This window comes from Bacillus sp. FSL K6-2944, from assembly GCF_038005385.1.
Classification (GTDB): Bacteria; Bacillota; Bacilli; order Bacillales; family Bacillaceae_G; genus Bacillus_A; species Bacillus_A cereus.
The window spans coordinates 193,424-213,331 of the sequence record NZ_JBBOTE010000002.1; the positions used below are offsets into that span (position 1 = coordinate 193,424).

Here is a 19,908-nt window from a genome sequence, read left to right on the forward strand (position 1 = left end):
ACTTGTATTTGAAAGGAGTAATAATATGGATATGTATGAGCTAGCTACTGGTGTAGATTCAAAAGAAAAATTAGTAGAATTCCTGTTTTATCTTCAAAAAGATTTTAAAGAAAATAAAGATGAGTGGGAGAATATAACGTTAGAAGATTACTTAGAATCATTGGAAGCATGGCTAAATGATTGTGATGGTGCTTTTCAAAATAAAGGTGAAGAGATGCCTAAAAATATATCATGGAATTTCATAGCGACGGTATTACTCGCGGGAGCTTATTATGAATAAGTAAAAAAACGAAGAGTTTAAATAGCCCTTCGTTTTTTTTACTTTATTTTTTCTCTACTAACTTTTTATTCTTCCAATCTAGTGTGAACAATTTATTAAATGTTTTTTGATCAACGTCTTTTACGTTGTTTCCAACCCAGTTTGCAGTTCCGAATGTGTAGCCTGGACGAAGTTGGTAATCGTCGGCGTGTTTTGTATAAGCGACTTGTAAGTTAGATTGATCTGTATTTTTTTCAGAGATAACAACAGCGATCATACCAGGAGAGAAACCGCTATTTGTTAGCGCTGGAAGTTGATCCATCGGTATTAAATTACCTTTTGCATCAGATTCATATAGGTATGTGCGAGAGTACATGAAAAGTTGGTTTCCATATAAAGAATGATAGGAGTCACGTGTATAAATACCCCAGTTTTGATTGTTATATCCGTTAAAGAATACGTTCCACTTTACGTTTTTGTTTGTTTGGTCAATTAAATTTGTTTTATAACTAGTTTGTTTATAGCTTACAGAGTCAGACCAAGTGACTTGACCAGTTGCACCAGCTTCACCGCTAGGGCCATTAGGCGTTACAGAAGCTTTAACAGAGCCACCAAGTTGATAAGATACGCTAGATGTTACAGTCGTTTCTTCTACAGCATTTGTAGGTGCTACGTTAAAGAAACGAGCGCTGTTATCTTGAAGGTTAAATGCAACATCATATTGTGAAGGATAACGTAATGTTGCACTAGCGCCAGGGATTGGGTAGTTATCAATAGGTGCATCACTTATAGTAGGATTTGCTTTTAGAAAACTACCAGTTGTATTAATAACGGCAATCTGTTTATCAGCGCTTGGGTCATCGATAAAAGTTACCTTTAAAGACATTGTCATATTATCAGCTTGGTCATTATTAAATGTATTATAGCTCGTATGTGTTTTTGCATTTTGCCCGATATCTGTTACAACTTGCGATGTTGTTTGAGCATAAGCAGCAGGTGTTGAAAGAGTTACAGCGCTACTAGCAAAAACAGCGGATAATGCTAAATATTTTAAGTATGTTTTAGAACGTTTCATACAATCACTTCCTTTTATCTTTGTCGATATATGTCGTATTACATTTATATCGTAACATGAAAATAAAACGGAATGGATGGTTATGCATAATTGCATAGATGAGTTTTGAAGGATAAAGATAATAGAATTTCATCCAACACTTAAGACTCGAAAATGTCCATTACAGCCGTTCTTAAAAATTTTAAGACAATATGTTTATCAATGTTCTTATTCTGAAGATTGAAGCGCTTAATATTTACGTTATAAGTGCATAACAAGTTATAATAAAAGAAATCAATAAGGAGGCTGGCTGTGAAGAATCTTCGTTATCTCAATATATTTACGATATTAATTATATACACACTACTTATGTTTTACATCGGCTGGAACGGATGGGTTTGGCTTCATGCGGTATTTGGCTGGGAATCTTGGGGATATTATGCTTTCATAGTCGCATTTATTTCATATGCGTACATTCTCGTGCAAGTGTTTAAGTTTCTGCCATTTCTGCGAACGATAGGTTCGATTTGGTTTGCGGTCATACAATATGCACTTATGTTGTTGCCATTAGCTAATATTATGGTCTTTCTTTTACAGTTTTCAGTAGAGAAAGAAGAGGCAATTATTTGGACAGGAGCGGCTGTGATAGCTGCATTTATCTTTATCTTTGCGTACGGAGTATTTAATGCGTATAGTCCGGTAGTAAGAAAGTACGAGGTGCACATACCGAAAAAGGTAGAGGGGCGTAAAAGTTTACGCATTGCGATGGCTTCTGATATGCATTTCGGTAAACTGTCTGGCGTTTCACATTTAAAAAGACTTGTTCGTCATGTAAATGAGATGGAACCTGATATTATTTTACTGCCAGGTGATATTATCGATGATCATCCAGGTGTGTTCATTCAAAAGAATATGGGATCGATCATGAAACAAATGAAAGCTCCATTAGGCGTATATGGCGTTTTAGGAAACCATGAATACTACGGCAGAGCAGTTCCAGAGTTTTTACAAGAGATGGATAAGATTGATATTCGTATTCTTTTAGATGAAGTAATTACAATTGAAGATGACTTTTATCTCGTTGGAAGAAGAGATAAAACAGAGCGAGATCGTCAAAGCTTTAAACAATTAATGAGTACGGTAGATAAATCGATGCCTGTTATCGCAATGGATCACCAGCCATTTGAGTTGAAACAAGCAGCAGCGGCAGGTGTAGATTTATTATTATCCGGTCATACGCACCGCGGACAAATGGCGCCCAATCATATTGTAACGAGAAGAATGTACGAGCTAGACTGGGGATACGCACAAAAAGGCGCGTTCCACGCAATTGTTTCTTCTGGATTTGGATTTTGGGGACCCCCGCTTAGACTTGGTAGTAGGTCGGAGATTGTGCAGGTAGAAGTTACGTTTGAATAGGGGTTATGAAATAGAGAGCTGATTGCTCTCTATTTTTTTCAATAAAAACAAATAACAATAAATATTTATGTTGGTGCTAATTTCATAAAAGAGATACGATTATAAGAGTCGATTAAAATAAAGGGGGATTGTAAGTGATCATATCAGATGTACTATACGGAGAATTTGAAGTGGATCAAGTAGTAGAAGAATTAATTTCAAGTAAGTCTATGCAAAGACTAAAGGGGATTCATCAAGGAGGCGCAAGTTACTTAATGAACGAGAAATGGAATGTAACGCGCTTTGATCATTCCGTTGGTGTTATGTTATTAGTTAAAAAACTAGGTGGTTCAGTAGAAGAACAGATCGCTAGTTTACTTCATGACGTATCGCATACTGCTTTTTCCCACGTGATTGATTACGTTTTTGATAATGAAGATGAGAGTTATCATGAAGAGATATTTAGTTCTGTTGTGAAAAACTCAGAAATTCCAGCGATCCTTGCGAAGTATGGTTATAACTATGAAGATATTTTATTAGATGATTCGAAGTGGACGTTACTAGAAAGGTCAGCGCCCGAATTATGCGCAGATCGAGTAGATTATACGTTACGAGATATGTATACATACGGATATATTTCTTTAGAAGAGGTTCATAGATTTTTAGAGGATATTATCGCAGTAGAGGGGAAAATGGTTCTGCAAAATATCCAAATAGCGGAATGGTTTACAGAAACGTATTACAAAGAAGTAATCGATTTCTTTATGGAACCAATGAATATTTACGGAAATGATATGTTAGTGAAAACGTTAAAGTTAGCTCTTCATAAAAAGGTTATTCATGCAGATGATTTCCTTCTTGAAGATGCTGAGCTTATTTCGAAATTGCAGCAATGTAATGATTCAGAAGTCCATGCTTTATTAAGAAAAGTTCATCCCAATGTAAAAGTAAAAGAAGATAGAGACGATTACGATTTGTATCAGAAAAATAAAGTCCGTCTTATTGATCCTCCGTTACTTCGTGAAGGTGAAGTTATTCCAGCATCTGTTGTGTCAGAAAACATAAGACAGATGAGTGATATTGCTTATGAAAAAGCGGTGAGAGGGATGTATGTGAAAGTGATTTCGAATTAAAAAAGAAGTAGCGCATCGTTTTTAGAGCGCTACTTCTTTTTTATTAATGATCAAACCAATTCCAAATCTCAATATCTCCAAGAGTCGCATAACGTACGTGCGGGGAGTTTTGTAATTTTAATAACTCTTTCGACGGGCCAGTAATGACAATGCCGTATACTTTTACGCCATTCTCTTTTACATATTCATAACGTTTATCTAAGTTTAGTTCTTTCTCAGAAAGCGCTGCTATTTTGCTTACCGTTTTTTTATGGATAGAAAGGACGCGCATCATTTCGGTTACTTTGTCTTCTTGCGTTTTCTGCCCGTCAGTTTCATTATCGAGGAATCTTACATGTTCTGGAAACCCTATAGCTTCTCCGCCATGTAGGATATAGTCATCTACATTTTTTCTTTCTTGTCCTGTATCTAAAGCGTACCATAAAGGAGTTGGAGGGAGTTCTTGTGCCTCGAATGTGCTATATAAAAGCGGTTCTAATTCTTTTAAAGTGTAAGCTTTATCAAAAGAAATTGCTACTTCTGCAACGGTTCCATCATGTACTTTTGCAAGTGTATCCCATACTTTTTTTGATGAATCCTTTAAATAATCACCCTGCTCTGTTTTTGGATGAACAAAGAAGAGTTTTGGTTGATAGAACGGATTCATCCAAGTTCGCTTCGTAACATCTACAGATGATAAGAAGCTTTTTGTTTCTATTGTACCGAGGGGCATTTCTTTTTTACCGACGGTTCGTACTAAATCAAATTGGCTATTCGTACGGAAAAAAGCTTCTACACTTGTTCCGCCTCCCATAACACGGCTATTTGGGATCGTTGCTTCAAGTGCAAGCGAAGGAACCTCTCTAATTTCTTCTAGCCTTTTATCATTATTAGCTTGAAAATAAAAGGCTGATAATACCCCGCCGATTATATAGATAACGATGCAAATTGATAATATAAAACCAAACGTTTGTAAACGATGTTTCCACTTAATTCTCCAAAAAGGAATTTTAAGATTTTTTGGAGGTAACTTTTTCTTAATTGGTTCTGTTTTTGTTAACAGCTCATCTAAGTAAGCTTCACACTCTTCACATGACTCAATATGACTTTCTAACAGTTCTTGTTCATCATGCGTGAGCGTTCCATTTTCATACTTCTTCCATAGTTTTTTAAATTCTGTACAACCCATCCGTATCACTCCTTTATGCTTTTCGTGTCTTTCCGTCCCCTGTGTAATTCAATTTTCACTTTCGCTAATGAGAGACCAGTCATTTCTGCTATTTCCTTATAGGAGAATCCATAGTAATCTCGTAGTAGTAGGACATTTCGTCTTTCGAGCGGAAGAGCGTATAAACTGTCTAACCAACTAGCAATCTCATGTTTTACGAAATATTCATGTTCTGTACTTGGCACGTTTGGTAAATGGAATTCTTCCACTGTAGTTGTTTTATACTTTTTTTCTTTTCGATACCAATCGATAAAGGCATTGTAGGCAATTGTAAATAACCACGGCCTAATTTCTTCTCCTTTATAATAGTCAATATGGACGAGCATTCGGTAAAATGTTTCTTGCATGAGATCTTCCGCATAGTGGGAATCTCCGGTTAGGGAGAGAAGATAGCGAAATAAATCTTGCATATGCTCTGAGTAAATTTCTTCTAATGATTGTTTACGTTTCACTACATTTCCCTCCCTTCATACATAACAACGAAATACATATAAAAAAGTTACAATTTTTTATGGAATTATAGTAAAAAACGTCAAGAATTGGATTGCGTTCTCTTTTATCATAATACATATAAGGTGGGTGAACAGAGATGGAAAGCTATGAAACACAAATTCAAAGGTCAATTGATTATATTGAGGAAGATGTAATGGAAAAACAAACGCTGCGTAATTTAGCGCGGGTTGCAGGTTTTTCTGAGTCTCATTTTCATCGTGTATTTCAGGCGTTAGTAGGTGATACGGTAATGGAGTATGTTCGAAAGAGGAGGTTAGCCCGGGCAGCTTATCAACTTTCTCATACGGATGAAAAAGTTATTGATATCGCGTTTGAACATGGCTTTCAATCTCACGAAACGTTCACGAGAGCCTTTAAAAAATTATTTCAAATGACACCGAGTGAATATCGAAAACAAGAAATCGAAACACCGATGTATTACAGAGTAAATGTAAAGCAAAGAAAATTAAATCCGTATTTAGGAGGCATACAAATGGAATATCGTATTGTAAATAAACCAGAATTTTTAGTGGCGGGTTATGAACTGAAGACGACAAGTAAAGAAGGGAAAAACCATCAAGACATTCCAGCATTTTGGCAAGAATATTTACAAAAAGATCTTGGAACGACGATTCTGAATCGTAAAGATACGAGTCAATGGGTAGAGCTTGGATTATGTACTGATTTTAATTTAGAAACGGGAGACTTCACTTATATTATCGGAATGGAAGTTACAGACTTTGAAAATGTACCAAATGAAATTGCAAAGCGTACTTTCCCGGCAGCAACATATGCAGTATTTACAACGCCGAAAGTTCCTCATGAAGAAATGGTATCGTCTATCCACCAAACTTGGAATGCAGTATTCTCAGAATGGTTCCCGCATTCAGGGTATGAACATTGCGGAGTTACAGAGTTTGAACTGTACGATGAGCGTTGTGACGAAGATAAGAGTGAGTTTGCACAAGTAGAGCTTTGGATACCGGTGAAGAAAAAATAATAGGGTAAGAGCGAATCATTGGGAGATGGTTCGCTTTTTTATAAGTGGATTGTTAAATTTGTATTGTTTTATCTGTAATACATATGAAAATGGTAAAATAAAATAGCAATTAAATATTGCGGGTGGAAGGTTATGCCCTTTCTTCATTTTGTGAAGAAAGGAGGTGTAATCGTATGGAATTTCTTTTGCAAATTTTGTTGGAAATTACAAAAACTATAGCTAGAGAAGGTATAGTTTTTGGATTTAAGAAATTAACGGCAAAAAAGCGCAAAAAGAAGACCACCCGTCTGCCTGCGAAGCGTGGGAAGTCTTCTAAGCGCAAATAAGCTTTAGTTGCAACCTTCCACCTTGCGGTAATTAGTTGCAGTGACGGGGTGTTGGAAGCACCTCGTCTACTTCATTTTATGCAAAACTTAGTTAGTTTATACTTCTATTTATAGTATAACAGTTTAGAAATGTATTTGTTAATAGTTTTATTTTTACTTTGTATAGTAGGGAAGCATGTTAGTATTGTCGGTTTTTGTCGGTAAGTCGATATATCTAGAAAATCGCTGATATAATTCGAGTTGCGCTGATATATTCAAAAAATCGCCGATATAATTTCATATACCGATAAAACACCTCAAAAAAACGATCCACATAATTTCAATTACTGTAAAATCATCCCAGAAAAGAAAAAAGACGCCACATAGCGTCTTTCCTACGAACGAAACGGAAATACAAGAATAATCGTCGTTCCTTTTCCGAGTGCACTATCAACGGAAATTGTTCCGTTATGAGCATGAACGAGCTGTTTTGTAATGGCTAGGCCAAGTCCAGTTCCGATGTTGCTTTCTTCTGTGTTTGTTCCGCGGTAATATCGTTCAAATAGAAGTTCTTTCGTTTTTTCATCCATTCCTTTTCCATCATCTGAAATGGAGAGTGTAAAGCAATTAGCGTTTTGTGATAGTTTTACGATGACAGTAGTTGTTTCATTATTATGTTTTACAGCATTTACGAGTAAGTTTTCGATAATACGCTGGAACCATTTTTCTTCAATGAAATATTGAATTTTATTTGAGCTCGGTACGAATTCAATATTTTGATTTTGGAGTGTTGGATTGTTAATAAATTGCAATAACACTTTTTGAACGAACTGATTGATTTCAACGTTTACGTGTTGGGCAGGAAGGCTGTTATTTTTTAATTGATACGTTAAGCTTAAATCATCAATTAATGTTGTCATATATTGAGATTTCTCTTTCATAACACTACCAAATTGCTGAATATCACGATCAGTCCAGTTATATTGATTCGATTCGAGTAATAATGCGTAGCCATATATAGAGCTAAGTGGTGTTTTTAAGTCGTGTGTTAGACCGGTAATCCATTCTTCTCGTGTTTGCTGGAGGACTTGCCTCATCGCATCATTTTTTTTGAGTGTAATAGAAAGGTGTTCTAGTGAACTTGTTACATCTCTAAACAAACGGAATGACCATTTTTCTTTACCAGATCGCCGGAACCTGACGGGTTTTCCTTTTTTACTAATAGGTTCTTCATACTTTCCACCAGCGATATTTTTAAGCCAGCGCATCGCATGTAATAACGGTTTCCCGAATTTATTACCGTACCAAATAGAAAGAATGACTAAATAAACAAATACGATAAGAAGGATTAATCCGCATCCGATGAGAAACTTCTTAGTAAATACATCTTCAATTTCGTCACCTGGATAGTAGTGCTCATTTTTTGCAGTTACAACGAGAAGGTTGCCACTATTTGCATCGTAAAAGCTAGACGTATTTTCTTTATGATTCCACGGTTCTTTTTCATTAAGGGCGATTTGTATTGCTGAAAATGTTTTTTTCTTTCCAGCTGGATAGGCAAAAACCTCTTCGCCATTTTGATTAAATATTTGAAGTGCTGCTTTTTCTTTAGACAGTAACTGTTTTTCTTGATCTGTTAATGTGAACGAATCCATCGTTAAAGAGGAGTGATCCTTTTGAATTGCTGTCAGTAACGCATTGCTTTTTAACATACCACCATAAATAACAAGTACTTTCTTTTCTTCTAATTCAATTTCCCAATATGTAAATTTATAATTACTTTCGATATGATGTTGTATATATGCGACTAAAGATGTCTTCGTATAAGCATTCGGAACATCATTTGGTGTATTAAAGTGGTAGAGGATTTTTCCGTTTTCATCTACAACTTGGAGCCAATCATTTTTCTCCTTTATTAAATCTTGCACTTCAGATTGTAACGAAATATGCCCATCTTCTGAAGAGATGTATCTTGAAATTGTAAAACTATCAGAATCTGGAATATTAGGTTCGTATAAAGTACTAGTAAGAAGAAAAATTAAATAAGTAAAAGCAGCAACTACAGCGATAAGTAATGTAACTAAAACAAAAACGTGTTGCATGATAAATTGAATAATAAGTCGTTTATTAAAATTCATATCGTCACCCTACTTTGTAACGAACTTATAACCAAGCCCGCGAACGGTTTTTATATATTCTGGTTTACTTGGATCATGTTCAATTTTTTCACGTAGTTTTCGAATGTGGACCATAACAGTGTTGTCATCGCCATTATAGGCAGGTGCTCCCCAAACTTTTTCGTATATTTCCTCTTTCGAAAATACGTAGTTCGGATTCTCGCAAAAGAAGAGTAGTAGTTGAAAGAGTTGAGCGGAGCATTCGACAATGTGCCCATCTACTGTTAGTTCTGCAGAGTGCTGATCAATTTCAAATCTTCCAAATGAAATCGAGTGTGATTTTTGTTCGTGTGGTACGGTTTGTTTCATATGTCTCCGAAGCTGTGCTTTCATGCGTGCTACTACTTCTAATGGATTAAATGGTTTCGTAATATAATCATCTGCACCGTATGAAAATCCGGATATTTTATCTAAATCAGATGCTTTTGCTGATAGGAAGAAAATTGGACAATCTGTTTGTTGGCGAATGATTGGACAAATATCAAAACCAGATTGTCCAGGAAGCATTACATCTAAAATAATTAAATCGTAATTGTTTTGCTTAGTTAGAGATAAAGCCATTTCAGCTGATGTTGCAGTTGTAATATGAGAAAAGCCTTCTTTTTCAAGAATGGTAGTTAGTAATTGTAAAATTGCTGTTTCATCATCAACGAGTAAAATATTTGCTTGGTACATAAACATCCCTCCTAATTTTCTCGAATATCATATCATCATTTTGTAACTTATGGAATTTTTAAGGAAATTTTAAGGTTTTCTTTCGCAAAAAATTAAGAATCAAATGATATGATAAAAGTAACATAGGGGAGGAGATGAGTGTGAACCCGTTTCAAGTGATGCGAGCTAGATATTTTTTAATTGTATTTGCACTATTAATTTTAATAGCGAGAAGTAGTGGCGATTTGCTAACAAGTATATTTCATATACAAAATTCTTCTTTTATAAATATCCTTATATTCTATATCCTTCCGATGGTATGGATTTCTTATGAGTATAGAAAGCACCACATTTCATTTTCATTATTTGTTAATAAAAATGAAACATTTAACTTGGTACAAGTTTTATACATTACGGTTATGTTATGCATGTTTAGTTACGGGTATCTTATTTTGTATATGTATAGTTTTGCATGGATTACACCGGACTTTATTATGAACGCCCTGCATGAACCAATTGTAGATAGTACTGGGGGATATGTATCTCAAGTCATTAGGGTCGTATTCATCGCACCAATTATCGGGGAATTTGTTTTTCGCGGATTTTTACTTCAACGTTTTGCAACAAAATGGGGAACGAGCATAGCGACCATCGTTGTAGCAATATTGTTTGCGTTGTTACATGTTGATTTCCTCGGTGCAGCCATATTCAGCATCGTATTGTCAATCGTATATATTCGTACGAAAAGTTTACTCATGCCAATTGCAATACATATGTTAAACAATGCATTTGTAATAGGTGCGTCTTTTCTAATAAGTAGAGAAAAAATTATGAGTTTTGCCGATTTCTCAAGTTATACGACATTCTTTCCTGGACTTATTATTTTTATAACAGGATTAAACTTAGTACTTATCTTTTTATTTGTTAATCGCAAATATTGGAGTAAAGAAGTGCCAGTTATATATGCAGAGCAGAAAAAGAGCTTTTCAGATGTAGTCGGGAGTAAATAAGATGAAGAAGACGGTTGAAAAAATATTAAAAGACATTATAGATTCTACGTCTATTACAGATATGTGTGATAAAAGCGTTTGTCATTGGCTTCAACCTGTAGTAGATACGATTGTGTTTCCAGGGTATTACGTATTTTCTAGTACTCATTTAAAAGAAAATATTATTTCTCTTCTTATTGTGTTCGGGGTTTTACTAATATTTGGTCTAATTGTAGAAGAAATGATGAAGCGCATCTTCAAAAAGAATGAAGAGAAGTATATGTGGATTCATAAAGTATTCGAGAAAGTAATGGTGGCTTTCCTTTTGTTTTATGGTATAAAAACAATCATTTACTTTATAGCTTTGAAACATCATTAATTCGAAATTTGAAAGGGATGTATAAAATTATATGAATGAAACGATATCATCAAATAAGTTTTTTTATTTGATTTTACTTAGTCTAGTGTTAATAACGACAGTGAATGTTATTTTGCGCTGGGAGGAAGCTTATTTTTTCATGTATTTAGCGCTCCATTTGTTGGGGATTTTATGTATAAGTGGTGGAGTCGTTACTGAAAAAAAGAATGAAGAAAGCGTTAACTATATGTGTGTGATCGGTCTTGTTTTGCTTTTAGCTGTACAGGGGATTATGAAATATAGTTCTTTCTCTTTACAAGATTTTAGTTTATTAATAGATGTACTTCCTTAAAGAGGCTCTTTATGTTATCTAAAAAGCAAGTAGGGTACGTGTTGGTTTGCAAGTGCGATCCTTATTCCGGATTGTGAACCGAAGAAAGTGTTTAAAGATAGGCAAAACTCTTCTTATGTAGAAGAGTTTTTTATGTAAATAAAAGGATTTCGAGCAATTCACATAATAAGCTTGTTCTAATTTAGCGTGTACGAACTTACAATAATAATAGACAGGCAGCATAGAGGAGGGAATAGCGTGAGGAAGGTTATCGGTTGGTCGCTTTTTTTGTACGTTGGATTTGCGTTACTTATATATTGGTATTTATTTGGATGGAATCATGAACTTATTCCGGACATGTATAAGGGAACGAGTGCAGATCCAGAAACGTTTATGAGTGCGAGAGAGCTTACGCTAAGCCAAGATTATTCGCGCGTGAAAAATTTACTATACTTTTTAGCGACGCCTCTTGAATGGATTATTTTATTATTTGTACTTGTGCTAGGTATTTCAAGAAAGTTTGAGAAATGGTCGAAGGAAACGACTAAAATAAGTGTTTTGCAAGTTGCGATTTATTTCTTTTATTTATCATTACTGACAACAGTGCTTGCCTTACCGATGCAATGGATTGGCCGGAAAGTGTCCGTTGATTACGGCATTTCAACGCAAAGTACACAAAGCTGGATAAAAGATCATGTTATCGGTTTTTGGGAAAGTTATGCGACTATGTTAATTGTAGTGACCGTTCTATTATGGCTTATCCGTAAATTTCCGAAGAGATGGTGGCTAGCAGGGTGGGCGCTCTCTGTTCCATTTACAATCTTTTTAACATTCATACAGCCTGTCGTTATTGACCCACTGTATAACGACTTTTCGACGCTGAAAAATAAAGAATTAGAAACGAAAATTTTAGCGATAGCAGACAAAGCGGATATTCCTGCTAAACACGTATATGAAGTAAATATGTCAGAAAAAACGAATGCATTAAATGCTTACGTAACAGGAATTGGCCCTAACGCCCGTATTGTAATGTGGGATACAACGCTTAAGCAGTTAAAAGATAAAGAGATTTTATTTATCATGGCCCATGAAATGGGGCATTATGTTATGAAGCATATATATTTTGGCGTTGCAAGTTATGTATTGCTATCGTTTATAGGTATGTTTTTAATTAGTCGTATTATAAATATGTGTATTCGCAAATGGGGAGATACATTGCAAATTTCAAAAGTGGCATGTTTCTCCATTTTACCTTTATTTTTCTTAATTTCTTCTATACTCTCTTTTGCAGCACAACCAGCAACAAACTATGTTTCACGTATAGAAGAAAGAGCGGCAGATCAATATGCTTTAAATATGACGAAGGATGGGAAATCTGGTGTGAAAACTTTTCAATATTTATCAAAAACAAGTTTAAGCCAAGTAAATCCGCCTGCGTTAGTGAAATTTTTCTTATACACGCACCCACCAATTTTTGAAAGAATTCATACGTTTGAACAATATGAGAAACAAAGCAAAAAGGAGTAGCATGATAGCTACTTCTTTTTTTATAGAGATATAAGTTTCATATTGGGAATATTTATCATTGCTTTTTATTGTGATTTTGTAAATAATAAGCTATAAAATTCTAAAAATCTATATATAAAGGAATAAAGGTGGAAAAATGTATTTTTTACAAAATTTAAAAGTGAAATATAAATTATTAGCGCTTATTTCATTAGCAGTTTTAGGTATGGTAATTATAAGCAGTGTAGCAATTCATTCTATTAATAAGATTAAGCATGATACAGAGGTTGTAGTAGATGATTATCAATATTCTGCAATTTTATTAGAAGGAATGCTTCGCACACAAAATTCACTAGAATATAATTTATTAGAATTAATTACGGTATCACAAAATGAAGTGGCAAATAAAGAGGGAATAATTGATAATATTGAAAAGGATCTTAAAAAATATGATTCTTTATTAAAAGAATATGATGATGGTTTTAATTTAAGTAAGCAAGAGGATGAACTGTTTCAGAAGATGAAGAAATCTTTGCCAAGTTATAAAGATACATATAAAAAATTATTTGAAAAGGCGAAGGCAACAAACGAGCCGCAAATGGTAAATGAATTTCAGAAGGAATTAAAACCGAAGGGAATAGAGTTAGCTGGTTATGCAGTGGACCTAGAATCGTATGTTTCAAATTTAGCTGACCAAGTATTTAAAGATTCGCAAAAAATGATTGATCGTTCCGTTATTACCTTTATCATTCTTGTAGTAGTTACTACAATCGTTATATGTATAGTAAGTTATATTATTAGCAAGCTTATAGTTGCTCCTTTACAAACGGTTAGTCGTATGATGGAAAGAGCGAAAGAAGGAGATTTAACCGTACATGGTGATTATAATGCTAAAGATGAATTAGGTGTATTAGTAAGTAATTTTAACGAGATGATTGCAGGGCTAAGAACAAATATGCAAGAAGTAGAGAATAATATTCAGCTTTTATTTCAACATGCAGACGGAGTAGTATCTGCATCAGAAGTATCTAGTAGTGCAGCCAAAAAAATCACTATGGATATTGAAGAAGTCGCAAATGGTGCAGAGAGTCAAATGCAAGCAATGGAACAAACTGCGGGTGCGATGGAAGAGTTGACACAAGGAATGCAGAGTATAGTCAATACATCATCCTCTGTAAATGAATTATCTGCTCAATCAGCATTAGATGCAAAGAATGGTAACAAATTAATGAAACAAATGATTCAACAGATGGATACAATCCAAAATTCGGTACATAGCGGTGTGAGACAAGTAGAGACTATGAAAGAACAATCAGAAGAAATTGTTAAAATCATTGATGTTATGCAAGGTATTACCTCCCAGATTAACTTATTAGCATTAAACGCCGCAATTGAGGCTGCACGTGCTGGTGAAAGTGGTAGAGGATTTGCAATTGTGGCAGATGAAGTGCGGAAATTAGCAGAACAATCTAGTGATTCTGCAAAACAAATTGAGAATCTTATTACTCAAGTTATGGGAACAACGAACCATACAGTACATATGATGGGGAAAGTAGATAATGAGGTACAGGCAGGTACACAAGTAGTAATGCATACAGAAAAAGTATTTGGAACAATTACAGAAAAAGTACAGCAAGTATCTGAGCAAATTCAAACGGTATCTATGTCAACAGATGAAATTGCAGCGAGTAGTGAGGAAATCTCGGCTTCTGCAGAAGACATGGCTCAAATTTCCCAAAGATCATCTGACCGAACTGATAGGGTAAAAGAGTCTATTCAACAGCAAGAAAAATCTGTTCAAGAGATTTCGGTTTCAATTGAACATATGCATAACGCAGCAGGAAAACTAAAACAAATAGTTGCCCAATTTACTCTTCAAAAGTAGTAGCATATTTGAGTGTTAATAAAGATAAAAAAATCATCCTCTTTTAAGAAAAAAGGATGATTTTTTTATCCCGCTATTTGCTGGACAGTAAGACCCCCCACCTCAAAATTCAGCGAAAACGAGTTATCAGTGAAGGGGAATGCTACCTCTGAAATATAAACCATGAATATAGTAGCCTCCACTAGGTATCTCCTTTAGGTGCCAATAAAGGGAAGTTATAAAGTGAAAAGGAGTTTATAAAGAGATTGTAGAATGTTTTAGTATATAACACCTTAGATGTGACAACTTCCTTTTTGAAAAAGAAAGAAGGGAGTATAAAGCAGAAAGGTAGTGGAAATATTTCTTCTAGAAGATTTACATTTTATCTTACATTCACCAAAAAATAGTACTCCTGAAACAATGAAGTTCATTTTATTTGAATGAAATAGGGAGAGAGGACAATGAAGAAAAAAATATTGGGTGTAATGATGATTGCGACAATGGCAGGAGGTATATTTGCAGGGACGAATGTGACGCCTGTAAAAGCGGAAGAGTATCCACAAATGATTGTGTTTGAAGATGTTCCATACGGATTTTGGGCATATGATGCTATTATGGATTTAGCATATCATAAAATTATATTAGGGTATGGAAACGGGAAGTATGGTGTTGGCGATCTTATAACACGTGAACAAGTAGCTGGGACTATTTACAGAACACTTGAGATAAAAGAAGAAGGGCCAGTAGCGAATCCATATAAAGATGTTTCTGATAGTACAACAACTTTTAAAAAGGAAATTTTGGCGTTAACAAAACGTGGTGTTTTTTCAGGGGATGGCCAAGGGAATTTTAGGCCGAAAGCACCAATCTCTAGAGCGGAAATGGCTGTCATTTTAAAACGAGCATTTAATTTTGAAACGAAACAAAAACATACATTTAAAGATATTCCAAAAGGCCACTGGGCAGAAGATGCAATTAGTGCGTTACAATCTAATAATGTTGTGAGAGGAACTGGGAATGACATGTATGAATTAAATCGCCCTGTACCTAGAGAACAATATGCTCAGTTTATTAATAATGCGATTATTAATTATCATTTGAAAGAGGATTGGAAGTAGAGTGAAATATGAAAGCACAAATAGAAATATTTGTGCTTTTTTGTTTGTTTAAAAAAGAATTATTATTCGAATTTATGTATTTTTATGGTTATACACAAGCTTTATAATCAACCCGATGAAAAAGACATGATGTTTAATATGATTCACAAAACCGTCACGAAATGTGTCGAAAAATATATTGTCACTATACCATTTATTCTGTATATTTTTAAAAAAACATATACATATTGGGGAGATAATTTGATGAGCAAAAAATTATTAAAAACAGCTACAGCATTAACAATTATGGGTGGGGTGTTATTCTCAGCAGAGAGTAATAGTGTAAAAGCGGAAAGTGCACCGTTGCAAAAAACAAATACAATTGTATTTAAAGATGTACCAAAAGGACATTGGGCATATGAGGCAATTCATGAATTAGCGGAACAAGAAATTATTTTAGGATATGGCGATGGAATATTCGGTTTTGGGGATAATGTAACACGTGAGCAAGTTGCAGCTTTAATTTACCGTGTGTTTGATATGGAAGAACAAGATGAATATGAAAACCCATATGGAGATATTGATGAAAATTCAACAAGCTTTATCGAGGAGATATTGGCTTTAACGGAAATGGGAATTTTCCAGGGAGATGAGAATGGAAACTTTAGACCGAAGGCGACGTTAACGCGTGCGGAAATGGCACAAGTTCTTACGAATGCTTTTGACTTACAGGCAAAGGGATCTCATAACTTTAATGATGTTTCAGCAAATTCATGGGCAACGAATGCAATTAGTGCAGTACAAACAAATGGTATTACAATGGGAATCAGAGAAGGTAAATTCGGTCCGTCTATGAAGGTAACGAGAGAACAATACGCACAGTTTTTACATAGAGCAATATTGCATGATATGGAACAAGGGCAGTAATAAAGTTTAACTAGTCAAAGTGAAATTTAAAAATAATACAAAAAGGTCGTTGTTGTATAACAGCGGCCTTTTTTGTATGAAATAAAGCACGAAAGAATGGCGTTTTGAAAAAAAATGAAATGAATTTCCAAAAAAAACTTCCTTTTCTGAAGATTTGTTATATAATATAAAACATGAAATCAAATCTGTTATAAAACAGTTTAAGAAGGGGATGCTAATATGTCGACGCAAACTTCACGGGTTACACTCGTTGGAGAAATGTTACCAGCGTACAACGAAATATTGACACCTGAGGTGCTTAGTTTTTTGAAGGAACTACATGAGAATTTCAATGAGCGCCGCATAGAACTTTTACAAAAACGTGTAGAAAAACAAAAGAGAATTGATGCAGGGGAGTTTCCGAAGTTTCTAGAAGAAACAAAACACATACGTGAAGCGGATTGGACAATTGCCAAGCTGCCAAAAGACTTAGAGGATCGCCGCGTAGAGATTACTGGACCGGTAGATAGAAAGATGGTCATTAACGCTTTAAATTCAGGAGCGCATCTTTTTATGGCGGATTTTGAAGATTCGAATGCACCAACTTGGGAAAACGCAATTGAAGGTCAAATCAATTTACGAGATGCAGTAAAGGGAACGATTTCACATAAAAATGATAAAGGGAAAGAATATAGATTAAATGAGAAAACAGCTGTACTCATTGTACGTCCAAGAGGATGGCATTTAGAGGAAAAGCATATGCAAGTTGATGGGAAGAATATGTCGGGTAGCTTAGTAGATTTCGGCTTGTACTTTTTCCATAATGCGAAAGCTCTTTTAGCAAAAGGAAGCGGCCCATACTTTTACTTACCGAAAATGGAAAGTTATTTAGAAGCGAGATTATGGAATGATGTATTCGTATTTGCTCAAAAATATATCGGCATTCCAAATGGAACGATTAAAGCAACTGTGTTACTGGAAACGATTCACGCTTCGTTTGAAATGGATGAAATTTTATATGAGCTAAAAGATCATTCTGCTGGCTTAAACTGCGGAAGATGGGATTATATTTTTAGCTTTTTAAAGAGTTTCCGTAATCATAATAAATTCTTACTACCAGATAGAGCACAAGTCACGATGACGGCACCATTTATGCGTTCGTATTCTTTGAAAGTAATTCAAACATGTCACCGACGTAATGCACCAGCAATTGGAGGAATGGCGGCACAAATTCCGATTAAAAATAATCCAGAAGCAAATGAAGCAGCTTTTGAAAAAGTGCGTGCTGATAAGGAGCGCGAAGCTTTAGACGGTCATGATGGGACTTGGGTTGCCCACCCTGGACTTGTACCGGTTGCAATGGAAGTATTTAATCACATTATGAAAACACCGAATCAAATTTTTAGAAAACGTGAAGAAATATGTGTAACAGAAAACAATTTACTAGAGGTACCGGTGGGAACGATTACAGAAGAGGGCTTTCGCATGAATATTAGCGTAGGTATTCAATATATTGCATCTTGGTTAAGCGGACGGGGAGCAGCACCCATTTATAACTTAATGGAAGATGCGGCAACTGCTGAAATTTCAAGAGCACAAGTATGGCAATGGATTCGTCATGAAGGTGGAAAACTAAATGATGGTCGTAATATTACGCTTGAATTAATGGAAGAGCTAAAAGAAGAAGAATTAGCAAAAATAGAAAGAGAGATTGGTAAGGAAGCCTTTAAGAAAGGGAGATTCCAAGAGGCGACAACGTTGTTTACAGATCTCGTTCGAAATGATGAATTCGTACCATTTTTAACATTACCGGGTTATGAAATTTTATAAAAAATGAAAAGGGGATGGAACAAATGAAAAACGAAAGAATCGAGAAGTTACAAGAAAGCTGGGAATTAGATGAGCGTTGGAAAGGGATCACACGTCCATATTCGGCAGAAGACGTAATTCGCCTGCGCGGGTCAATTGATATTGAACATACGTTAGCGCGTCGCGGTGCTGAGAAGCTTTGGACATCGCTTCATACAGAAGACTATATTAACGCACTTGGCGCATTAACAGGAAACCAAGCGATGCAACAAGTAAAAGCTGGGTTAAAAGCGATTTACTTAAGTGGTTGGCAAGTAGCAGCTGATGCAAACCTTTCTGGACATATGTATCCAGACCAAAGTTTATATCCAGCGAACAGCGTACCTGCTGTAGTAAAACGAATTAATCAAACGCTTCAACGTGCGGATCAAATTCAGCATATGGAAGGAAGCGATGATACAGACTATTTCGTACCGATTGTAGCAGATGCAGAAGCTGGATTTGGTGGGCAATTAAATGTATTCGAACTGATGAAAGGTATGATTGAAGCAGGTGCATCAGGTGTGCATTTTGAAGATCAATTATCTTCAGAGAAAAAATGTGGCCATTTAGGCGGAAAAGTACTACTACCAACGCAAACAGCAGTACGCAATTTAATTTCTGCACGCCTTGCAGCAGATGTAATGGGAGTGCCGACAATTATCGTTGCAAGAACAGATGCGGATGCAGCTGATTTAATTACGAGCGATATCGATCCTGTTGATAAAGCATTTATTACAGGAGAAAGAACACCAGAAGGGTTTTACCGTACGAATGCAGGTCTTGATCAAGCAATTGCGCGCGGTTTAGCGTATGCACCGTACGCAGACCTCGTTTGGTGTGAAACGTCAGAACCAAATTTAGAAGATGCAAAACGATTTGCGGACGCAATTCATAAGGAGCATCCAGGGAAGCTACTTGCATATAACTGCTCACCTTCATTCAACTGGAAACAAAAACTAGATGAAAAAACAATTGCAAGCTTCCAAAAGGAAATCGCATCTTACGGTTACAAGTTCCAATTCGTAACACTTGCTGGATTCCATTCATTAAATTACGGTATGTTTGAACTAGCACGTGGCTATAAAGAGCGCGGCATGGCAGCATACTCTGAACTACAACAAGCAGAATTCGCAGCTGAAAAACATGGCTACTCTGCAACACGTCATCAACGCGAAGTAGGAACAGGTTACTTTGATGAAGTTGCACAAGTGATTACAGGCGGAACTTCATCAACGACAGCGTTAAAAGGATCTACGGAAGAAGCACAGTTTACGAAATAAAAGGAAGGGGCACCTTTTTGAAGGGTGCCCCTTGTTATTTTCTAAAC

Annotated in this window: 19 protein-coding genes and 2 pseudogenes; 15 read left to right on the plus strand and 6 right to left on the minus strand. The window is 35.5% G+C overall.

Annotated elements, in window-relative coordinates; all coding sequences use genetic code 11:
- The first annotated feature begins 25 nt into the window (after positions 1-25).
- A complete protein-coding gene (locus MHH55_RS22015) occupies positions 26-280 on the plus strand; it encodes a DUF7660 family protein (protein ID WP_000367770.1) in 255 nt (84 codons plus the stop codon).
- Between the two features lie 43 nt (positions 281-323).
- Here MHH55_RS22015 and cytK2 read toward each other — a convergent pair whose 3' ends face one another.
- Together cytK2 and MHH55_RS22025 are read right to left on the minus strand one after the other, a co-directional pair.
- Positions 324-1,334, minus strand: a complete 1,011-nt coding sequence (cytK2, locus tag MHH55_RS22020) for a beta-channel forming cytolysin CytK2 (protein WP_000830637.1) — start codon at positions 1,332-1,334, stop codon at positions 324-326.
- Positions 1,335-1,477: 143 nt separating this feature from the next.
- Positions 1,478-1,591: pseudogene (locus tag MHH55_RS22025) on the minus strand (TetR family transcriptional regulator); the annotation flags it as partial.
- A gap of 34 nt (positions 1,592-1,625) precedes the next feature.
- Between MHH55_RS22025 and MHH55_RS22030 the strand changes: the two are divergent.
- Entirely contained in the window at positions 1,626-2,732 is a 1,107-nt protein-coding gene (locus tag MHH55_RS22030; protein WP_063220280.1) for a metallophosphoesterase, read from the plus strand.
- A gap of 134 nt (positions 2,733-2,866) precedes the next feature.
- The gene (locus tag MHH55_RS22035; RefSeq protein WP_075677610.1) at positions 2,867-3,844 is read left to right on the plus strand and encodes an HD domain-containing protein; all 978 of its coding nucleotides are present in this window, start codon (positions 2,867-2,869) and stop codon (positions 3,842-3,844) included.
- Positions 3,845-3,887: 43 nt separating this feature from the next.
- On the opposite strand, the gene MHH55_RS22040 is transcribed toward MHH55_RS22035, so the two are convergent.
- Positions 3,888-5,012, minus strand: a complete 1,125-nt coding sequence (locus MHH55_RS22040) for an anti-sigma factor (RefSeq protein ID WP_000501943.1) — start codon at positions 5,010-5,012, stop codon at positions 3,888-3,890.
- Between the two features lie 5 nt (positions 5,013-5,017).
- Positions 5,018-5,503: an RNA polymerase sigma factor gene (locus tag MHH55_RS22045; protein WP_000824008.1), complete on the minus strand. Its 486-nt coding sequence runs from the start codon at positions 5,501-5,503 to the stop codon at positions 5,018-5,020.
- A 137-nt stretch (positions 5,504-5,640) separates the two neighbouring features.
- On the opposite strand from MHH55_RS22045, the gene MHH55_RS22050 reads away from it, so the two are divergent.
- Both MHH55_RS22050 and MHH55_RS22055 read left to right on the plus strand, forming a co-directional pair.
- The gene (locus tag MHH55_RS22050; protein ID WP_078187131.1) at positions 5,641-6,543 is read left to right on the plus strand and encodes an AraC family transcriptional regulator; all 903 of its coding nucleotides are present in this window, start codon (positions 5,641-5,643) and stop codon (positions 6,541-6,543) included.
- A gap of 173 nt (positions 6,544-6,716) precedes the next feature.
- On the plus strand, positions 6,717-6,869 hold the full coding sequence (locus tag MHH55_RS22055; protein WP_000394943.1) for a hypothetical protein: 153 nt from the start codon (positions 6,717-6,719) through the stop codon (positions 6,867-6,869).
- 374 nt (positions 6,870-7,243) lie between these two features.
- Here MHH55_RS22055 and MHH55_RS22060 read toward each other — a convergent pair whose 3' ends face one another.
- Together MHH55_RS22060 and MHH55_RS22065 are read right to left on the minus strand one after the other, a co-directional pair.
- A complete protein-coding gene (locus MHH55_RS22060) occupies positions 7,244-8,986 on the minus strand; it encodes a sensor histidine kinase (protein ID WP_078187130.1) in 1,743 nt (580 codons plus the stop codon).
- Between the two features lie 9 nt (positions 8,987-8,995).
- On the minus strand, positions 8,996-9,700 hold the full coding sequence (locus MHH55_RS22065; RefSeq protein WP_000283871.1) for a response regulator transcription factor: 705 nt from the start codon (positions 9,698-9,700) through the stop codon (positions 8,996-8,998).
- Positions 9,701-9,840: 140 nt separating this feature from the next.
- Here MHH55_RS22065 and MHH55_RS22070 point away from each other — a divergent pair, with 140 nt between their 5' ends.
- The 10 genes and pseudogenes from MHH55_RS22070 to aceA all read left to right on the plus strand — a co-directional run bounded on the left by MHH55_RS22070 (position 9,841) and on the right by aceA (position 19,861).
- Positions 9,841-10,689, plus strand: coding sequence for a CPBP family intramembrane glutamic endopeptidase (locus MHH55_RS22070; protein ID WP_001067988.1), 849 nt, complete (start codon positions 9,841-9,843; stop codon positions 10,687-10,689).
- A 1-nt stretch (position 10,690) separates the two neighbouring features.
- Complete coding sequence (locus tag MHH55_RS22075; protein WP_078187129.1) at positions 10,691-11,047, plus strand: hypothetical protein; 357 nt, start codon at positions 10,691-10,693, stop codon at positions 11,045-11,047.
- A gap of 31 nt (positions 11,048-11,078) precedes the next feature.
- Positions 11,079-11,378 (plus strand): DUF2101 family protein, encoded by a 300-nt coding sequence (locus MHH55_RS22080; RefSeq protein ID WP_001006050.1) that lies wholly within the window; start codon positions 11,079-11,081, stop codon positions 11,376-11,378.
- A 237-nt stretch (positions 11,379-11,615) separates the two neighbouring features.
- Positions 11,616-12,884 carry a M48 family metallopeptidase gene (locus tag MHH55_RS22085; protein WP_001233314.1) on the plus strand — a complete coding sequence of 423 codons (1,269 nt, stop codon included), beginning with the start codon at positions 11,616-11,618 and terminating at the stop codon, positions 12,882-12,884.
- Positions 12,885-13,020: 136 nt separating this feature from the next.
- Positions 13,021-13,800 (plus strand): annotated as a pseudogene (locus MHH55_RS36435) (MCP four helix bundle domain-containing protein); the annotation flags it as partial.
- 156 nt (positions 13,801-13,956) lie between these two features.
- Complete coding sequence (locus MHH55_RS36440) at positions 13,957-14,748, plus strand: methyl-accepting chemotaxis protein (protein ID WP_407707413.1); 792 nt, start codon at positions 13,957-13,959, stop codon at positions 14,746-14,748.
- A 440-nt stretch (positions 14,749-15,188) separates the two neighbouring features.
- Positions 15,189-15,845, plus strand: coding sequence for an S-layer homology domain-containing protein (locus MHH55_RS22095; RefSeq protein ID WP_048656609.1), 657 nt, complete (start codon positions 15,189-15,191; stop codon positions 15,843-15,845).
- A gap of 138 nt (positions 15,846-15,983) precedes the next feature.
- The gene (locus MHH55_RS22100) at positions 15,984-16,751 is read left to right on the plus strand and encodes an S-layer homology domain-containing protein (protein WP_139362526.1); all 768 of its coding nucleotides are present in this window, start codon (positions 15,984-15,986) and stop codon (positions 16,749-16,751) included.
- Positions 16,752-16,970: 219 nt separating this feature from the next.
- Positions 16,971-18,560 (plus strand): malate synthase A, encoded by a 1,590-nt coding sequence (gene aceB / locus MHH55_RS22105; protein ID WP_071740670.1) that lies wholly within the window; start codon positions 16,971-16,973, stop codon positions 18,558-18,560.
- 23 nt (positions 18,561-18,583) lie between these two features.
- Positions 18,584-19,861 carry an isocitrate lyase gene (gene aceA / locus MHH55_RS22110; protein ID WP_000787346.1) on the plus strand — a complete coding sequence of 426 codons (1,278 nt, stop codon included), beginning with the start codon at positions 18,584-18,586 and terminating at the stop codon, positions 19,859-19,861.
- Positions 19,862-19,908: the final 47 nt, after the last annotated feature.